At 72.0% G+C, this 15,960-nt stretch carries 15 protein-coding genes; 5 read left to right on the forward strand and 10 right to left on the reverse strand.

Features of this window, described 5'->3' with window-relative positions:
- Nucleotides 1-104: 104 nt before the first annotated feature.
- Both ACFYV5_RS27870 and mscL read left to right on the forward strand, forming a co-directional pair.
- On the forward strand, nt 105-647 hold the full coding sequence (locus ACFYV5_RS27870; RefSeq protein WP_389172881.1) for a hypothetical protein: 543 nt from the start codon (nt 105-107) through the stop codon (nt 645-647).
- A gap of 111 nt (nt 648-758) precedes the next feature.
- The gene (mscL, locus tag ACFYV5_RS27875; protein WP_355113540.1) at nt 759-1,247 is read left to right on the forward strand and encodes a large conductance mechanosensitive channel protein MscL; all 489 of its coding nucleotides are present in this window, start codon (nt 759-761) and stop codon (nt 1,245-1,247) included.
- Between the two features lie 19 nt (nt 1,248-1,266).
- Here mscL and ACFYV5_RS27880 read toward each other — a convergent pair whose 3' ends face one another.
- From ACFYV5_RS27880 to ACFYV5_RS27905, 6 genes are read right to left on the reverse strand one after another with little or no spacing between them, the layout of a single operon-like run.
- Nucleotides 1,267-1,488: a hypothetical protein gene (locus ACFYV5_RS27880; protein ID WP_355113542.1), complete on the reverse strand. Its 222-nt coding sequence runs from the start codon at nt 1,486-1,488 to the stop codon at nt 1,267-1,269.
- A 42-nt stretch (nt 1,489-1,530) separates the two neighbouring features.
- The gene (locus ACFYV5_RS27885; protein WP_355113544.1) at nt 1,531-1,914 is read right to left on the reverse strand and encodes a hypothetical protein; all 384 of its coding nucleotides are present in this window, start codon (nt 1,912-1,914) and stop codon (nt 1,531-1,533) included.
- Entirely contained in the window at nt 1,911-2,585 is a 675-nt protein-coding gene (locus tag ACFYV5_RS27890) for a Rieske (2Fe-2S) protein (protein WP_389172884.1), read from the reverse strand. The genes ACFYV5_RS27885 and ACFYV5_RS27890 overlap by 4 nt, the downstream gene beginning before the upstream one ends.
- Nucleotides 2,582-3,187: a 4Fe-4S dicluster domain-containing protein gene (locus ACFYV5_RS27895; protein WP_389172886.1), complete on the reverse strand. Its 606-nt coding sequence runs from the start codon at nt 3,185-3,187 to the stop codon at nt 2,582-2,584. The genes ACFYV5_RS27890 and ACFYV5_RS27895 overlap by 4 nt, the downstream gene beginning before the upstream one ends.
- 8 nt (nt 3,188-3,195) lie before the next feature.
- Nucleotides 3,196-5,511 carry a molybdopterin oxidoreductase family protein gene (locus ACFYV5_RS27900; RefSeq protein ID WP_389172888.1) on the reverse strand — a complete coding sequence of 772 codons (2,316 nt, stop codon included), beginning with the start codon at nt 5,509-5,511 and terminating at the stop codon, nt 3,196-3,198.
- Nucleotides 5,511-6,545 carry an MFS transporter gene (locus ACFYV5_RS27905; RefSeq protein WP_389173174.1) on the reverse strand — a complete coding sequence of 345 codons (1,035 nt, stop codon included), beginning with the start codon at nt 6,543-6,545 and terminating at the stop codon, nt 5,511-5,513. The genes ACFYV5_RS27900 and ACFYV5_RS27905 overlap by 1 nt, the downstream gene beginning before the upstream one ends.
- Before the next feature lie 323 nt (nt 6,546-6,868).
- Here ACFYV5_RS27905 and ACFYV5_RS27910 point away from each other — a divergent pair, with 323 nt between their 5' ends.
- The 3 genes from ACFYV5_RS27910 (at nt 6,869) to ACFYV5_RS27920 (ending at nt 10,095) form a co-directional block, all read left to right on the forward strand.
- Nucleotides 6,869-8,038: a low temperature requirement protein A gene (locus ACFYV5_RS27910; protein ID WP_389172890.1), complete on the forward strand. Its 1,170-nt coding sequence runs from the start codon at nt 6,869-6,871 to the stop codon at nt 8,036-8,038.
- 69 nt (nt 8,039-8,107) lie between these two features.
- Nucleotides 8,108-9,184, forward strand: coding sequence for a P1 family peptidase (locus ACFYV5_RS27915; protein WP_389172892.1), 1,077 nt, complete (start codon nt 8,108-8,110; stop codon nt 9,182-9,184).
- 68 nt (nt 9,185-9,252) lie between these two features.
- Entirely contained in the window at nt 9,253-10,095 is an 843-nt protein-coding gene (locus ACFYV5_RS27920) for a DUF6227 family protein (RefSeq protein ID WP_389172894.1), read from the forward strand.
- Between the two features lie 93 nt (nt 10,096-10,188).
- Here ACFYV5_RS27920 and ACFYV5_RS27925 read toward each other — a convergent pair whose 3' ends face one another.
- The 4 genes from ACFYV5_RS27925 to ACFYV5_RS27940 form a co-directional block, all read right to left on the reverse strand.
- On the reverse strand, nt 10,189-12,459 hold the full coding sequence (locus ACFYV5_RS27925) for a fructose-specific PTS transporter subunit EIIC (RefSeq protein WP_389172896.1): 2,271 nt from the start codon (nt 12,457-12,459) through the stop codon (nt 10,189-10,191).
- Nucleotides 12,456-13,409, reverse strand: coding sequence for a 1-phosphofructokinase (gene pfkB / locus ACFYV5_RS27930; RefSeq protein WP_389172898.1), 954 nt, complete (start codon nt 13,407-13,409; stop codon nt 12,456-12,458). Before pfkB ends, ACFYV5_RS27925 begins: the two co-directional genes overlap by 4 nt.
- Nucleotides 13,406-14,167, reverse strand: a complete 762-nt coding sequence (locus ACFYV5_RS27935) for a DeoR/GlpR family DNA-binding transcription regulator (protein WP_355113562.1) — start codon at nt 14,165-14,167, stop codon at nt 13,406-13,408. Before ACFYV5_RS27935 ends, pfkB begins: the two co-directional genes overlap by 4 nt.
- Nucleotides 14,168-14,324: 157 nt before the next feature.
- A complete protein-coding gene (locus tag ACFYV5_RS27940; RefSeq protein WP_389172901.1) occupies nt 14,325-15,908 on the reverse strand; it encodes an MFS transporter in 1,584 nt (527 codons plus the stop codon).
- Between the last annotated feature and the right edge of the window lie 52 nt (nt 15,909-15,960).

Here is a 15,960-nt window from a genome sequence, read left to right on the forward strand (position 1 = left end):
TCCACAGGCGCGAGCGGGATCTTCGCGGAGCCGGGATGGTGAGAGCGGTTCTCCGGACGGCCGGTCCGGGGACGGTACGCGACTCCTGACAGGCGGTTCACGCGATGACGACCTCGACCTCTCCTTCCCTCTCTCCTTCCCTCGGCCGCTCCCCCGTTCCCGAGACCTGCGGTGTTCCGCGGTTCGAGCCGCTGCGGGTGCGGGGCGGGCGGCAGCGGCTGCGACGCGCCCTGCGGCGCCGACGGCGTGCACCGGCCGCGATCCTCGCGATGAGCGCGGCCGCGCTGGCGGTGGCGGGCGGGGGCGAGGTGTCCGCGGATCCGCCGACGCGCCCGGCGGTGAAGGAGCAGCGCCGGCCGGTCGCGGTGCGACTGGTGTCGGCTCCGGTACGGATCGCGGACGCGGCGACCGTGCGGCTGCTGCGCCCCGGCGACCGGGTCGACGTGATCGCCGCTCTCAACTCGCCGATGGGCGGGGCCGGAGCGGCCCGCGTCGTCGCTACGGGCGCCCGGGTGGCCGAGGTTCCGCGCACGGGTGAGACTCGTTCGGACGGCGGGGCGCTGATCGTTCTGTCCGTTCCCCGGTCGACGGCGACGGCTCTGGCGGGCGCGGGGGTCACCTCCCAGCTGGCGGTGACGCTGTGCTGATTCGTACGGCTTACCTGTCACGTAACCGTTCCGTGTGTACGGATTGGACGCCCCAGCGTCCTTCGCGGCCTAATGGCTCAGCTGACTGCACGCGCAACGAAAGGCACCCTGGTGACTGCGAAGAAGGAAAGCGTGATGGCGGGCTTCAAAGCCTTCCTCATGCGCGGCAACGTGATCGACCTGGCCGTGGCGGTCGTCATCGGCGCCGCGTTCACCAACATCGTGAACGCGTTGGTGAAGGGTGTCATCAGCCCGGTGGTCGGCGCCTTCGGCACCAAGGACCTGGAGGGCTACAAGTCCTGCCTGAAGGGCACCTGCCAGCTCGTGAACGGCGAGGTGCAGGGCATCCAGATCGAGTGGGGACTGGTCCTCAGCGCCACCCTGAGCTTCCTGATCACCGCGGCCGTCGTCTACTTCCTCATGGTCCTGCCCATGGCGAAGTACCTGGCCAGGCGGGCCGACGCGGAGAAGGCCCGGGAGGGTGTCAAGGAGACGATGGAGGTCAGCGAGCTGGAGGTGCTCAAGGAGATCCGCGACCACCTGGTCGCCCAGCGCGGCCCGAGCTCCGGCACCGGGGTGGGGACGCACCCCACCCCCTAGCCGGCGACTCGCACCGGCGTCAGAGGTGGTGCGGCGGCTTCTCGTCGAGGAAGCGCGCGAGATCGGCGGCGCTGTCACTGCCGCCAGGAGGCCGCTCGCCCCACCCACGGTCCGTATCGTCCGCGGACTGCTGGTCCAACGGATCGTCGAAGATCAGTTTCGGCTTCCGGGTGTTCTCGGGGTTGGGCTGGTCGCCGGGCTGCTTCGCGTCTCGCGGTCCGTGGGCGGGGGCGGTGCTCATATCTCCAGGGTACGCCGGGACATGGGCCTCGCACCGCCTGGATCAGCGGTCCTTCGGGTCGATCAGCCACAGGCCCAGGACGACGAGGAACGACAGGACCAGGAAGCCCGCACCCCACCAGGCCGTGCCGGTGTCGCCCGCCATCCACTCGTCGACCACGATCGTCAGACCCCACAGCTGGCCGATGACGACCGTGAGGGCCAGGGCGAGACGCGCGCTCAGTTTCGCCGAGCGCTCGGGCTCCTGCTCGGTGCCGGCGCCCGGGCCGGGGCCGGTGTGGCGGATCCGCGGATCGCCGTAGCCGCTGGTCGGCCGGATCTGCGGATAGCGCTCGTGGACGGGGCGGTTCAGGCGGGGCTGCGCACTGCCCGGTGTGTACGCGGGGCCGGGGGCTTCCGGGTCTCGGGGGAAGGGGGTGTCGGTCATGTCCGCTCGCTCCTCGTCCCCGCTCCGCGCGCCGAGAGCCCCGGGCAGCCGACCCGTTCGGCCAGGTCGGGTCGCTCCTCGCCGAGCTGGCGGCACAGTCCCTCCTGGACGCTCTCTCCGGAGCGCGTGGTGCCGACGGCCCAGATGCTGCCGTCGGTTTCCTCCACCACGAGCACCTTGGGCAGCGCGCGCGGTGGCGGGCCCGCGGTCACCTCTCCCGTACGGGCGTCGAAGACTCCTTCGTGGCACGGGCAGTACAGCTCTCCCTCGCTGCCCCGGTCCTTGCGCCACAGCACGGCGCAGGCGAGGTGGGTGCAGACGGCCGAGTAGCCGGCGAGGGTGCCGTCCTCCAGCCGGACGGCGACCGCCCGGTCCTCCTGCCCGGGGTACCGGAACGCCAGGGACTCGCCGGGCAGCAGCTGGTCGGCGATCTTCTTCGGCGCGGGCCTCCCGTCCGAGTCGCCGTGGCGGTGCAGCATGCCGGAGGCGACGCCGATGCCCCCGGCGGCCAGACCGCCGGAGACGGTGGCGACGATCCGCAGATAGTCGCGCCGGGTAGTGAGCGAGTCGGCCGCGATGCGATCGTGCAGCGCTTCCTGGGCGGCGTCGGTGTCGGTCTCGGGGCCGGCCGGCCCGGGGCCGCCGGTGGGGGGCTGCTCGGTGACGCTCATCGGGCGCTCACGTCCACTCCGTTGATCTGGACGACGGGGAGGCCGCCGGGGACCGGCCATTGGACCTTGTCGGCGGGGACGACCATCGCCACTCCGGTGGAGACGGTGGTGGAGCCGAAGGTGAAGGAGTCGGCGACCTGGACGCCGGGGCGTTCGGCGCGGAGCTCTTCGAGGGTGCCGTAGAAGAGGGCGCCGGTCGGACAGACGGTCGCGCACATCGGGGCGAGGCCGTAGGCGGTGCGGTCGTAGCAGAGGTTGCACTTCATCTGCAGCTTCGCCTGGAGGTCGATCTTCGGGACGCCGAAGGGGCAGGCGTTGACGCAGTTGGCGCAGCCGATGCAGCGGGTGGTGTCCGCCTGCTGCACCACGCCGTCGGCGGTGACGAGGATCGCGTCGGCGGGGCAGACCTCGGCGCAGGGGGCGACCGGGTCCTCGCAGTGCATGCAGACGGTCGGGAGGGAGGCGACGGAGTGGCCCTCGTCGGGGTAGTCGAGGTGGATCATCGACGTGCCCCGGTGCGAGTCGCACTCGCGGCAGGCGGAGACACACGCCTGGCAGCCGATGCAGCGCCCGGGGTCGATGAAGATCGTGCGGCCCATCATGTGCGGCGTCAGCTCCTCTCCGCGGTGCCACGGCCCTGGGGGGACGTGGGGGGCAGGGGGTCGGTGCGGGAGACCTGGGTCTCCGGGTAGGCGACGTGTCCCGGGGCGGTCGGCGGCGCCGGGACCTCGTCGATCCGTTCCGCGGCCTCGATCCTGGCGGCGCAGACCTTGTACTCGGGGATCTTGGAGCGGGGGTCGAGGGCGTCGACGGTGAGGGCGTTGGCGGCGGTGGGGACCGGCCAGTGATAGGGGACGAAGACGGTGTCGGGGCGGATCGCCTCGGTGACCAGGGCGGGGAAGACCTCGCTGCCGCGGCGGGTGACGACGCGGACGGGGTCGCCGTTGCGGAAGCCGTGGGAGGGGTGGACCTCGACCCAGGGGCGCGGGGCCTGTTCGACGAGGGCGCCCAGGCGGCGGGTCTGGTTGCCGGAGAGGAAGTGGGCGACGGTGCGGCCGGTGGTGAGCGAGAGGGGGTACTCCTCGCTGTACGGGTCCATGGGCGGGTGCCATTCGACGACCTGGAGGTGGATCGTGCCGTCCGGGTGGTAGGTCCTGCCGTCCTCGAAGAGGCGTGGGGTGCCCGGGTGGTCCGTGGAGGGGCAGGGCCAGGCGATGCCGCCGGTCTCCTCCAGGCGTTCGTAGGTGATGCCGTAGTAGTCGTTGACCGTTCCGGCGGAGGCGACGCGGAGCTCCTCGAAGACGGAGCGGGAGTCGGGGAAGGCGAACTTGTCGCCGGCGCCCAGGCGCCTGGCGAGCTCGCAGATCACCCAGGTGTCGGTGCGGACCCCGGCGGGCGGTTCCTGCGCCTTGTTGTGCTTGACGACCCGGGCCTCGGCGTTGGCCATCACGCCTTCGTCCTCGGCCCAGACGGTGACGGGGAAGACCACGTGCGCGTTGGCGGCGGTCTCGGAGAGGAAGAAGTCGAACTGGGCGTGGAACTGGAGGGTGTCGTAACCGTTCTTGACGGTCGCGTAGTTCGGGAGGGAGACGAAGGGGTTGTTGCAGATGCCGATCAGGCCGCGGATCTCCTCGCGCTGCATCTGCCAGACCATCTCCATCATGGAGGTGCCGGCGGGCGGGAGTTCGGACTCCTCGATGCCCCAGATCTCGCAGATCTGGCGGCGGTGCTCGGGGTTGCCGATGGAGCGGCCGCCGGGCAGCAGATCGGACTTCTGGCCGTGTTCGCGGCCGCCCTGACCGTTGCCCTGGCCGGTGATGGTGCCGTAGCCGGCGCCCGGCTTGCCGATGTTGCCGGTGGCCGTGCACAGGTTGATGATCGTCAGGCAGTTCTCGACGCCCTGGGAGTGGTGTTCGACGCCTCGGGCGTGCCAGGCCATGGCCTTGTCCGCGCCGGCGAACATCCGGGCGGTCCGCACGATCTGTTCCTCGGGGACGCCACAGATCTCGGCGGAGCGGGAGGGCGGGTAGGCCTCGACGGTCTTCCTCACCTCGTCCCAGCCGGTGGTGTGCTCGGCGAGAAAGGCCTCGTCGGTGAGGCCCTCGGCGACGATCACATGGAGGACCGCGTTGAAGAAGGCGGAATCGGTGCCGGGCTTGAGGGCGACATGGAGGTCGGCGGTGCGGGCGATCGCCGTCTCGCGCGGGTCGACGACGATCAGGGTGGCGCCACGGTCCCGCGCTCCCCAGAGGTACTGGGTCATCACGGGGAAGCACTCGCCGACGTTGGAGCCCGCGATGAGCAGACAGTCGGTGAGGAGGATGTCGGAGAACGGATTGCCGGCCCGGTCGATACCGAAGGCCAGTTTGTTGGCGCCGGCGGCGGAGACCATGCACAGGCGGCCGTTGTAGTCGACGTGCCGGGACTTCAGGGCGACGCGGGCGAACTTGCCGACGAGATACGTCTTCTCCGAGAAGAGGCTGGCTCCGCCGAGCAGGCCGAAGGAGTCGTTGCCGTACTCGGCCTGGATGCGGCGGATCTCGGAGACGGTGAAGTCGAGCGCCTCCTCCCAGCTCGCCTCGCGGAAGGGCTCGTCGCGGTTCCGGCGCAGGAGGGGGGAGGTGAGCCGGTCGGGGTGGTTGACCTGCTGGTAGGCGTTGATGCCCTTGGGGCAGAGCCGCATCCGGTTGATGTCGTGGTTGCGGGGCTCGACGCCGAAGACCTTGCCGCCGTTGTCGACGCGGAGATACATGCCGCACTGGACGCCGCAGAAGCAGCAGTGGGTGGGGACGAGCGTCTCGCCGTTCTGGTCGGCGTGCCAGCGGTCGGCGGGGATGCCTCCGGCGTCGCGGAAGGCGCGGGTGCCGGGCGGGGCGAGGGAGGGGTCGAGCGGAAGGGGGTGCCGCCCCACCTGTTGCTGCGTCACTAGAAGCCTTTCTTGACGTGGGTGAGGTAGGCGTTGCCGCGCAGGACGCGCTTGCAGCGGGGGCAGTATTCGGCCCAGGCGTCGAAGTCGAGCTTCAGGTCGCGCATGGTGCCCCGCAGGTTCTCGACGTAGGGGGCGGTGTCGATGGGCTCCTGACAGCGGCGGCAGGCGAGGGCCTGCTCGTCCTTCGTGCGGGAGGTGTACTTGAAGAGCTGCATACCGACGGCGGCGGGCCGCTGGACGATGTGGAAGAACTTCCCGAAGGGGATGTAGATGAGGGTGAAGACCACCGCCACCATGTGGAGGATCGCCAGGAACGCGTAGCCGCCGCCGTGCAGGAAGATCGACGAGAAGGTGAGCAGGAGTCCGGTCACGGAGATGACGATCAGGGCGATGAGCGGGACCAGGTCGTAGGCGAAGCGCTGGCCGGTGCCGGCGCCGCGGTCCTTCATGCGGCGCCACAGGAAGTAGGAGGCGCCGGGGATGACGAGGACGGCGGCGATGTCGAGGCCGTGGAACATCAGCCAGCCGACGATGTTCAGCGAGTCGAAGCCGAGGATCTTGAAGCCCCAGATCCGCATCTCGTAGCCGGGACCGGCGCCGGTGGAGGAGGTGAAGGTGAACCAGCCCCAGGTGAGCGGGAAGGTGATCAGGGCCGCGAGGACGCAGCCCCAGAAGATCAGCTGGTGGGCGGCCCAGCGGGCGTGGGAGCGGGCGCCGAGGAACTTCTGGAAGCCGAGATAGGTGACGATCATCTTCGGCAGGGCGGTGGGGGCGCGGCGGAAGTTGGCGACGGAGAAGAAGGAGCGCCGGCCCTGGGTGAAGAGGCGGCGGGCGCCGGGGGCGGAGACCCAGACCGTGTAGCGGTAGGCGACGCCGAAGGCGAGGAAGACGGTGGCGACGGCGTACGGGAGGAGCGCCGAGTCGAAGTCGCGCAGGAGCCGGCTGCCGAGGACGATCGCGACGATCAGGAGCACGGAGACGGCGGTCCCGGTGAGCGTGGCCCGCCGCCGCACGCCGGCGGGCGTCTGCACGACGGGCGCGGGCGCGGGTCCGGCGCCGGAGCCGTGGCCCGAGGGCTCCTCGGTCACGCTGGGGGTCGACGCCGTGGAGGCCGCGGTCGGGGCGGGCCGGCCCGGCCTCGGATCGGCGGGGTCCTGCGGTGGCTCGGTCACGCGGTCACGCTAGGGCTGTATGCGCGATATTGGCCTGTTCTGGGGCGCGAGCGAGTGAGGGTGTCGCTCGGATGGCGTTCCCCTCGCGGAGTGCCGGTCTCCGCGTGGCGCGTCGGCCCGCCCCGGTCCGTTCAGCGTGCCGCGGGGGTCGCGGCATCAGGGCCTCTGGTGTGCTGGGCCGCATGACGCAACCGTTCCTGCCCCTCACCGCGCGCTCCCGCGCCGAGGCGCATCGCGCCGCCACACCGCTCGAGCTCTTCTTCGACCTCTGCTTCGTCGTCGCCGTCGCCCAGGCCGGAGCCGAGCTCGTGCACGCGGTCGCCGAGGCCCACACCGCCGACGGCATCGCCCACTACGCGATGGTCTTTTTCGCCATCTGGTGGGCCTGGATGAACTTCACCTGGTTCGCCTCCGCCTACGACAACGACGACGCCCTCTACCGCGTCGTCACGCTCGTCCAGATCGTCGGCGTCCTCGTCCTCGCCGCCGGCGTCTCGCGCGCCTTCGAGGACGACTTCCTCGTCGTGGTGCTCGGCTACGTCGTCATGCGGCTCGCCCTCTCCTTCCAGTGGCTGCGCGCCGCCCACCACGCGAGGGACGCCGCCGAGCGCACGATGTGCCGCCGGTACGCGGGCGGGGTCGTCCTCTGCCAGATCGGCTGGACGTCGCTGCTCTACGCCCCCGATGCGGCCCGCCCGTGGATCTTCCTCGTCATGGCCGTCGCCGAGCTGGCGGTCCCGGTGTTCGCGGAGAAGGACGTCACCACCCAGTGGCACCCGCACCACATCGCCGAGCGCTACGGCCTGTTCACGATCATCGTGCTCGGCGAGACGATCGCCGCCGCGACCGTCGCCGTGAAGACGGGCATCGCGGAGTACGACGCCCTCGACGAGCTGCTCCCCATCGCCGCCGGTGGCCTGCTGATCGTCTACGCCGCGTGGTGGGTGTACTTCGTCGTGCCCGCCCACGACCGCCTGACCTCCAACCGGAAGGGGTTCCTCTGGGGCTACGGCCACTATCTGATCTTCGCCTCCGCCGCCGCCATCGGCGCCGGTATCGAGATCGCCGTCGAACAGGCCGTGGGCAAGGCCCACATCTCCACGCTCGCCGCGTCCGCCGCCGTGACGATCCCCGCCGCGCTGTTCCTGCTGTGCGTGTGGTTGCTCCACGCCCGTTACTTCAAGGTCGGCATCGCACAGCAGGCCGTCCTGCCCGCCTCCTCCCTCGCGATCCTGATGTGCACGTTCGCCGGCCGCTGGGCGGTTCTGGCGGCCGGTGTGGTCGCGGCGGCGACCGTGGCGGTCGGGGTCACCCTGACCGCCCGCAACCCGGCCACCCGTACCCACGCCTGACGGGCACTCGTCGGGCGGCGCCGCCCCGACCCTGGGACCCCGGCCGAACAACCGTGGTACGCAAGGACCATGACGAAGCACGACGCACTCACGGACGTGGCGGGCCTGCGGGTCGGCCACGCGCGCGTGGCCGGACCGAACGCGCTCAGCGGGACCACCGTCGTCCTCGCCCCGGAGGGCGGGGCCGTGGCGGCCGTGGACGTACGGGGCGGCGGCCCCGGCACCCGGGAGACCGACGCGCTCGACCCCCGTAACGTCGTTCAGCGGATCGAGGCCGTCGTCCTCACCGGCGGCAGCGCGTACGGGCTCGAGTCGGCGGCCGGTGTGATGGCCTGGCTGGAGGAGCGGGGCCGAGGGGTACGCGTCGGGCCCGACCCCTCGCACGTGGTCCCGGTCGTCCCCGCCGCCTGCGTCTTCGACCTGGGCCGGGGCGGCGACTTCACGGCCCGCCCGGGAGCCGCCACGGGGCGCGCGGCGGTGGAGGCCGCGGCGGCGACGGAGCTCCACGCACGCGTGGAGACGGGCGCGGTCGGTGCGGGCACCGGCGCCGTCGTCGGTGGGCTCAAGGGCGGGGTCGGTACGGCGAGCACGGTCCTGGACTCCGGCATCACGGTCGGCGCGCTGGTCGTCGTCAACGCGGTCGGCTCGGCGGTCGACCCGGAGACGGGCGCGTTGTACGGGCAGTACTTCCAGGGCCGCCCCGCCTACCCCGATCCGGCCGTCCACGAGACGGCACGGCGCCGGCTCGCCGAGACCCTGGCCACGAACGCCCCTCCGCCCCTGAACACGACGCTCGCGGTCGTCGCCACCGACGCCGTCCTGACGCGCGCGCAGGCGCAGAAGTTCGCGGGCACGGCGCACGACGGCATCGCGCGCGCCATCCGGCCCGTCCATCTCCTCAACGACGGGGACACCGTGTTCGCCCTGGCGACCGGGGAACGGGACCTGCCCGGCGAAGCGGGCCCGCTCGCCCTGAACGACATCCTGGCGGCGGGCGCGGACACGGTGACCCGGGCGATCGTGCGGGCCGTCCTGGAGACCGCCCAGGGAGTCAGAGGTCCGGGCGGCCACTTCCCGTCCTATCGCGAGCTGTACGGGCCCGAGGCCGATGCCGCTGTCGACTCCCTTTCCAACAAGGGGAGTTGAGGGCGGAGCCCGCCGGGCGCGCGGGAACTTCCCGCACGCCCCCTTCGTTTTGCCGAACCCCGGACACGATGTCAGACCCAGGGACTACGTTAAGCAAGCACCGAGTGACATGCGGCGACGGCCTGGAGACCCTCTTGAACGATCCGCAGGATCCTCACGATCCGTACGAGACGACCGAGACGCAGGTGGAGCGGCTCCTCGGCCGGGCGCTCAACTCCTTCGACCTGCCCGACATCACGGTCGAGCGGCTGGAGACGGCCCTCGCCCACTCCAGCGCGCTCCACTCCTCGCACCACAGCGCGTCGCTGCACCGCACCACGTACCGCCACACCTATCTGCTCTCCGACGGCACGGCGCTCAGCCTGTGGGAGCTGGTGCACAACGCCGGCCGGGACGGCGCCGAGCAGCGCGAGCTGTACACGGACGAGGCGGAGGCGAGGCTCGCCGCGTCCCGGCTGCCGACCGGCCTCGACCCGGGATGGGGCGTCGATCGCTCCTCCGGCCCGGACGGGGACGAGGTCGGCGACCTGGAGCTGCTGAGCGCCCTGCTGTCCGAACCGATACCGACGCAGCCCCGGATGTACGTCCCGGACAACTCCGCGGACCACGCCCGCCGGGTGCTGCGCCGTGCGGAGAACGCGGACCGGCCGGGCGAGGAGACGGCACGCCGGCTGCGGGTGGCGTTCGCCCACCACATCACGCAGGCGTTCGGCCGCCCGTGCGCGGTGGAGAGCGGCCGGGACGCCGGATTCACGCTCTACGAGCACGCGTTCCTGCTGCTCGACGGCGGCGAGCTGAGCCTGTGGGAGGTCGAGCACACGGCGACGCCGGACGGGCGTCACATGTGCGAGGTGTACGAGGACGAGCGCACGGCCCGCGAGGCGATGGAGCACCGCGCCCGGGTGCGGTGAGCGACCGACCGCCGACCGGGAGGAGACACACCGAGGGGCGGTGCGCTCGCTGTGCGCACCGCCCCTCGGCCTCGGGCGTCCCTCGCGGGCCGGTCAGGCTGCCACGGCCACCTTCGTCTCGGCCTGGGGCTTGCCCTCCGTGTCGCCGTTTCCCGCCGGGGCCGGCTTCCGCGCGCCCTTGAGGAGGATCACCAGGGCGGTGCTGACGAGCGTGCCCGCCAGGATCGCGACCAGGTAGAGCAGCGGGTTGCCGATCAGCGGGATCACGAAGACGCCGCCGTGCGGGGCCCGCAGGGTGCACTCGAAGACCATCGACAGGGCGCCGGTGACCGCGCCGCCCGCCATCGCCGCCGGGATGACCCGCAGCGGGTCGGCCGCGGCGAACGGGATGGCGCCCTCGCTGATGAACGAGGCTCCGAGGACCCAGGCCGCCTTGCCGTTCTCCCGCTCGGCCCTGGTGAACAGCTTGCCGCGTACGGCCGTGGCCAGCGCCATCGCGAGCGGCGGCACCATACCGGCGGCCATCACGGCGGCCATGACCTTGAGCGAGCCCTCGTTGGGGGTGGCGAGACCGCCGACGGCGAAGGCGTACGCGACCTTGTTGACGGGGCCGCCGAGGTCGAAGCACATCATCAGGCCGAGGATGACGCCGAGGATGATCGCGTTGACGCCGGAGAGGCCGGACAGCCAGTCGGTCATGGCCTTCTGGAGGCTCGCGATCGGCTTGCCGATCACCAGGAACATCAGGAAGCCGACGACGATCGACGCGAGCAGCGGGATCACGACCACCGGCATGATGCCCCGCAGGGCCGCGGGCACCTTCACCTTCTGGATGGCCAGCACCGTGCCACCGGCGATCAGACCGGCGGCGAGGCCGCCGAGGAACCCCGCGTCGATGGTGAGGGCGATCGAGCCGCCGACGAAGCCGGGGACGAGGCCGGGTCGGTCGGCCATGCCGTACGCGATGTAACCGGCGAGGACCGGAACGAGGAAGCTGAACGCGAGCCCGCCGATCTGGAACATCAGCGCGGCCCAGCTGTCGGCCTGCCCCCAGGCGAAGTGCTCGGCGACGGAGGGGGCCTTGTCGATGGCGTAGCCGCCGATGGCGAAGCCGAGGGCGATGAGGAGACCGCCGGCGGCGACGAAGGGGACCATGTAACTGACGCCGGACATCAGCCACTTGCGGAGCTTGGTGCCGTAGCCCTCGCTCGGCTCCCCGGCGCTCTCGACGGGGGTGGGCTTTCCGGCGGAGACCTCGCCGCGCTCGGCCTTGGCGCGGACCTCGCCGATGAGTGCGGCGGGCCGGTTGATGCCGGCCTTGACGCCGACGTCGACGGTCGGCTTCCCGGCGAAGCGCTCCTTGTCCCGTACGGGCACGTCGTGCGCGAAGATCACCCCGTCGGCGGCCTCGACGACCGCTGGGTCGAGCCGGTCGAACCCGGCGGACCCCTGCGTCTCGACGACGACCTCGACCCCGGCCGCCGCGCCGGCCCTTTCGAGGGCTTCGGCGGCCATGTAGGTATGGGCGATCCCGGTGGGACAGGAGGTCACGGCCACGATCCGGAAGGGCACGCCTCCCCCGGAACCGGAGGCTCCCCCCGTCTCCCCGGCTGCGCCGACCGGCGTTGCCGGGGCGTCAGCTCTGGACTCGGGCGCGCCGTCGACCGGCGAAGCCGGGGCGGACGGTCCGCTGGTGCCTTCCGCCATCGCGGTGGACCCGCCGACCGCAGGCGCCGCTCCCGGCGAAGCCGGGGAATCCGGCCCGACAGGGCCGGTGACGCCGCCCGGCGAAGCCGGGGCGGACGCGCCGTCGGTGCCTTCCGCCATCGCGGCGGACGCGCCGACCGACCCGGCAGGGGCCCCGGCTCCGGGGGCCGGCGTACCGGTCCCCGGGGACGCCTGCGTCGACGGAGCCTCGGCAGGCTTCTCGCCCGAGATGAGTGCGGCTGCCTCCGCCGCCGACGTCGCCGACCGCAGTGCCGTCGTGAACTCCTCGTTCGTCAGCCGGCGGGCCAGGGACGAGAGGATCGTCAGGTGGGCGTCGTCCGCTCCCGCGGGGGCCGCGATCAGGAAGATGAGGTCCGCCGGGCCGTCCGGGGCGCCGAAGTCGATGCCCGACGGTGAGCGGCCGAACGCGAGGGTGGGCTCCACCACGTGCGCGCTGCGGCAGTGTGGGATGCCTATGCCGCCGTCCAGGCCGGTCGGCATCTGGGCCTCGCGGGCGGCCACGTCCGCGAGGAAGCCGTCGAGGTCGGTCACCCGGCCGAGCGCGACCATGCGCTCCGCGAGCGAGCGAGCCGCCGCTTCCTTGGTGCCGGCGGACAGGTCGAGGTCGACCAGGTCCGCGGTGATGATCCTGCTCATCGCGGGCTCCCTTGCTCACTGAGTACTCGGTCGAGGGGCACGTCACCGGTCACCGTGACCGCCGACGGGTTCAGATCGGCCGGGGTGGGCATCTCGCTCCCCGGCAGCTGGACGGCCGCCGCGCCGTGCGCGACCGCCGCCGCGAGGGCCTCCGGGCCCTCTCCCCCCGCCGCGAGGAATCCGGCCAGGGACGCGTCACCCGCGCCCACGTTGGACCGGACGGCCTCGACCTCCGCGGTGCCGAACCAGATGCCGGCGTCCGAGACGAGCAGCTGGCCGTCCGCCCCCAGGCTCGCGAGGACGGCCCCCGCCCCGCGCTCCCGCAGCTCCTCCGCCGCCTTCACCGCGTCCCCCACGGTGGCCAGCGGCCTCCCCACGGCCTCCGCCAGTTCGTCGGCGTTCGGCTTGACCACGTCCGGCCGGGCCGCCAGGGCCGCGAGGAGCGACGGGCCCGAGGTGTCGAGGGCGATCCGGGCGCCGGCGCCGTGGGCGCGGGTGACCAGCTCGGCGTACCACTCGGGCGTGAGGCCGCGCGGCAGGCTGCCGCAGCAGGCGATCCAGTCCGCCGCCGGCGAGTACGCGCTCACCGTCGTGAGGATCGTCTCCGACTCCTCCGGCGTCAGCTCCGGGCCGGGCGCGTTGACCTTCGTCAGCGTCCCGTCCGGCTCCGCCAGCGCGATGTTGGAGCGGGTGTGACCGGCCACCGGCACCGGTGCCACCTCGATGCCCTGCCCGGCGAGGAGTTGAGCGACGAGCGCGCCGGGCGCACCGCCGAGCGGGACGACGGCGACCGTACGGTGCCCGGCGGCGGCGACGGCCCGGGAGACGTTGACGCCCTTGCCGCCCGGGTCCATGCGCTCCGCGGACGCGCGCAGCACCTCGCCGCGCTCCAGGGCCGGGACCTCGTACGTCCGGTCCAGCGACGGGTTGGGGGTGACGGTCAGGATCATGTGCGTACGACTTCCGTTCCCGCGGCCTCGATCGCCGCGGCGTCCTCGGGGCTGAGCCCGCTGTCGGTGATGAGCAGATCGACGTCGGTGAGGTCGCCGAAGCGGGCGAAGTGCTCCTGGCCGTGCTTGGCCGAGTCGGCGAGGAGCACGACGCGTCGGGCGGAGGCGATCACGGCCCGCTTGACGGCGGCCTCGGCGAGGTCGGGGGTGGTGAGACCGTTGTCGGGCGAGAAGCCGTTGGCGCCGAGGAAGGCGACGTCGGCGCGGATCTCCCCGTACGCCCGCAGCGCCCACGCGTCGACAGCGGCGCGGGTACGGTGCCGGACGCGGCCGCCGACGAGGTGGAGGTCGATGCCCGGGTGGTCGGCGAGGCGGGCCGCGACGGGCAGGGCGTGGGTGACGACGGTCAGGCCGCATTCGAGGGGGAACTCGGCGGCGAGCCGGGCGACGGTGGTGCCGGCGTCGAGGACGACGCTTCCCTCGTCGGGGAGTTCGGCGACGGCGGCCCGGACGATCCGGTCCTTCTCGTCGGCGGCGGTGGCTTCGCGCTCGGCCAGGTCGGGCTCGAAGTCGAGCCGCCCGGCGGGTATCGCGCCGCCGTGCACCCGGCGTACGAGCCCGGCCCGGTCGAGGGCCTTGAGGTCACGCCGCACGGTCTCGGCCGTGACCTGGAACTCCTCGGCGAGGGAGAGGACGTCGACGCGTCCGCTCTCGCGGGCGAGCCGCAGAATCGCTTGGTGGCGCTCGGGTGCGTACATGTGGTTTTACGTCCGTTCCCTGCCCGAACCTGTGGTTTCACCAGCAGGGTACGTCCGGGTTTCCGGAAAGTAAACGGATTCGGGCATTCGTACGGACACGAACGGGCATCGAAAGGCCCGGACCAGGGGTTCCCGGTCCGGGCCTTCTCAGGTCGGCTCAGCGCGTGAGCACCGGCTCCTTCTCCACCACGGCGTCGGTCGGCATCTCTACCGCGTCGTCCCCGTCCTCCGCGCCTTCCACGTGCTGCTTCGGCTTCGCCGGCAGGGCGAACATCACCAGGAAGATCACGGCGAGCACCGCCCCCGCCCAGCCGAGCGCGTTCTGGAACGCGTCCGTGAACGCCGCGCCCACCTCGGCCGGAGCCTTCGCGAGACGCTCCTCGTCGATCACCCCGAAGAAGACGACCGACACGAGCCCGAGTCCGAGCGCCATGCCCATCTGCCCGGTCGTGTTCACGAGACCCGACGCCGAGCCCGCGTGCTCCCGCGGCACCTCCGAGAGGACCGCGTCCGTCAGCGGGGCCACGATCAGACCCATGCCCAGACCCATGACCACCAGGGGCGGGATCATCTGCCAGGGGTCGATGGAGGTCCCGTACCGGCCGGCCATCGCCATGTAGAGCAGCACGCCGGCGACCATCGTCAGCGCGCCCGCCTGGAGCACCTTGCGGCCGAAGCGGGGCACCAGCTTCTGCACCGACATTCCGGCCGCCGTCGAGACGGCGATGGAGAACGGCACGCCCGTCAGACCCGCCTTGAGCGGGCTCCAGCCGAGCCCGATCTGCATGTACAGCGTCCAGACCAGGAAGAAGATGCCCATCACGACACCGAAGGTCAGCTGGACCGCGATGCCCGCCGCGAAGCTCTTCACCTTGAACAGCGACAGCTCGATCAGCGGCGAGCCGTCCTTCCTCACCTTGTACTTCTCGTACGAGACGAGGGCGGCGAACACGACGAGGCTGCCGGCCATGCACAGGTGGCCCCACAGCGGCCAGTCCAGCTCCCGGCCGCGCGTCAGCGGGTAGATCAGCATCAGCAGCGCGAGCGTGACCAGCAGGACGCCGACGATGTCGAGACGGAGCGCCTTGGGCGCCTTCGACTCGGTGATGAACTTCCGGCCCAGCAGCAGGCCGGCGATGCCGACCGGCAGGTTGATGAGGAAGATCGGCCGCCACTCCAGGCCGGCGATGTTCCACTGCGTGAGCAGCGCGCCGAGCAGCGGGCCGGAGACCGCGCCGAGACCGATGATCGCGCCGAACATGCCGAAGACCTTGCCGCGCTCGTGCGCGGGGAAGGTGACGTGGATGATCGACAGGACCTGCGGCACCATCATCGCCGCCGCGGCGCCCTGGAGGAGGCGGGAGGCGACCAGCATCTCCGGGCTCGCGGCGAAGCCGCAGAGCGCGGAGGCGAGGGTGAAGCCGGCGGTGCCGAGGAGGAAGAGCCGCTTGCGGCCGTAGATGTCGCCGAGCCGTCCGCCCGTGATCAGGCCGGCGGCGAACGCGAGGGCGTAACCGGCGGTGATCCACTGGATGGCGCCGAAGGAGGCGCCGAGGTCGCGCTCGATGCTCGGGATCGCGATGTTGACGATCGTGGCGTCGACCAGGTCCATGAAGGCGGCGGTCATGACGATGGCGAGGGCGACCCAGCGCCGGCGGTCGGCGACCGCTTCGGTGGCCGTGCGCGCGGCCGCTTCTTCCTTGACCTTGACCGTTTCCGGGACGGCGTCGTGTGAACTCATACGATGAAGATAGAAGCCATATAGGTCAGGTCGTGTCCTAGATGAGCGGCAT

The organism is Streptomyces sp. NPDC003035 (assembly GCF_042888285.1).
Lineage (GTDB): Bacteria > Actinomycetota > Actinomycetes > Streptomycetales > Streptomycetaceae > Streptomyces.

Excerpts from the sequence above, each read along its gene's own strand:
- pfkB (WP_389172898.1), bottom strand. The coding sequence starts at position 13,409 with ATGATCCTGACCGTCACCCCCAACCCGTCGCTGGACCGGACGTACGAG.
- ACFYV5_RS27935 (WP_355113562.1), bottom strand. The coding sequence starts at position 14,167 with ATGTACGCACCCGAGCGCCACCAAGCGATTCTGCGGCTCGCCCGCGAG.
- ACFYV5_RS27940 (WP_389172901.1), bottom strand. The coding sequence starts at position 15,908 with ATGAGTTCACACGACGCCGTCCCGGAAACGGTCAAGGTCAAGGAAGAA.
- ACFYV5_RS27885 (WP_355113544.1), bottom strand. The coding sequence starts at position 1,914 with ATGACCGACACCCCCTTCCCCCGAGACCCGGAAGCCCCCGGCCCCGCG.
- ACFYV5_RS27910 (WP_389172890.1), top strand. The coding sequence starts at position 6,869 with ATGACGCAACCGTTCCTGCCCCTCACCGCGCGCTCCCGCGCCGAGGCG.
- ACFYV5_RS27920 (WP_389172894.1), top strand. The coding sequence starts at position 9,253 with ATGTCAGACCCAGGGACTACGTTAAGCAAGCACCGAGTGACATGCGGC.
- ACFYV5_RS27870 (WP_389172881.1), top strand. The coding sequence starts at position 105 with ATGACGACCTCGACCTCTCCTTCCCTCTCTCCTTCCCTCGGCCGCTCC.
- ACFYV5_RS27890 (WP_389172884.1), bottom strand. The coding sequence starts at position 2,585 with ATGAGCGTCACCGAGCAGCCCCCCACCGGCGGCCCCGGGCCGGCCGGC.
- ACFYV5_RS27895 (WP_389172886.1), bottom strand. The coding sequence starts at position 3,187 with ATGATGGGCCGCACGATCTTCATCGACCCCGGGCGCTGCATCGGCTGC.
- ACFYV5_RS27925 (WP_389172896.1), bottom strand. The coding sequence starts at position 12,459 with ATGAGCAGGATCATCACCGCGGACCTGGTCGACCTCGACCTGTCCGCC.
- ACFYV5_RS27915 (WP_389172892.1), top strand. The coding sequence starts at position 8,108 with ATGACGAAGCACGACGCACTCACGGACGTGGCGGGCCTGCGGGTCGGC.
- ACFYV5_RS27880 (WP_355113542.1), bottom strand. The coding sequence starts at position 1,488 with ATGAGCACCGCCCCCGCCCACGGACCGCGAGACGCGAAGCAGCCCGGC.